Below are 1,014 nucleotides of genomic sequence, written 5' to 3' on the forward strand. Positions count from 1 at the left end.
GGACAGGGCAGGGTAGACGTGGGCCGCAAAACTCAGGTCGCCAAAGCCCATCACCGCCAGTTGCGACGGAACGGCAATGCCGCGGCTGGCTGCTTCGATCAGTACCCCGTGCGCCAGGGTGTCGGAACTGGCCGCGATCGCATCCAGTTCGGGATGTGCATCAAGTAGCCGCCCCGCGCCAGTGCGCCCCAGCGGCAAAGTCGCCACGCCGGACAACACCTCGCTTGCAACGACCTCCACGCCATGCCTTGCTAGCGCTACCAGCAGGCCTTGTTTGCGGCGCACGGCGCGGCCATCATCCATGGTCACAATGCCCACGCGGCGATATCCACGCTCCAGCAGGTGGCTGGCCACGACGCGGCCGGCCTCCTCGTGCGAGAAGCCGACCAGCATGTCGATTGGCGCCGGCGTCATGTCCCAGGTTTCCACCACGGGGACGCCGGCTTTCTGCAGGCGGTTGCGGGTATTGTCCGTGTGCTGGGTGCCGGTGAGGATGACGCCGTCGGGACGGCGGCTCAGGATGGTCTCCACCAGTAATTCTTCGCGCCAGCTTTCGTAGCCGCCCAGGCCAAGCAGCACCTGGTAGCCGGCAGCGGTCAGCGTTGCCGTGGCTGACTGCACCATATCGGCAAAAACGGGATTGGCGATGTTGGGAATGACCAATGACACCAGTTTGCTGCGGTTCATGGCCAGACCGCCAGCCAGCATATTCTTCACATAACCTGTTTCGTCGATGGCGGCCTGAATTTTGGCGAGCGTGTTGGGCTTCACCAGCTGCGGTTGATTCAGCGCGCGCGACACCGTGATGGCCGAAACGCCCGCCACGCGGGCCACATCCACCAGAGTCGGACCRCCGGCGGGAACCRTCTCGGCGCTGCTGTTGAGCAATCGTATTTCGGGTTTCTCGGTTTTCATGCGACGATTGTAACTGGCACGACAACCGGTGCCAATGCATCAGTATGGCGGCAGTTAATCCGGTATGATGGGGGCCATGGATACGCCAGAATTCCAAAC

The 1,014-nt window shown here is 62.7% G+C and carries 1 protein-coding gene; it reads right to left on the bottom strand.

From position 1 onward, the window contains the following. The coding region (locus AB4Z11_RS32595) for a LacI family DNA-binding transcriptional regulator (RefSeq protein WP_442030440.1) at positions 1–915 on the bottom strand (915 nt) is incomplete at its 3' end. Between the last annotated feature and the right edge of the window lie 99 nt (positions 916–1,014).

The organism is Pseudoduganella sp. RAF53_2 (assembly GCF_052113985.1).
GTDB lineage: Bacteria > Pseudomonadota > Gammaproteobacteria > Burkholderiales > Burkholderiaceae_D > Rugamonas.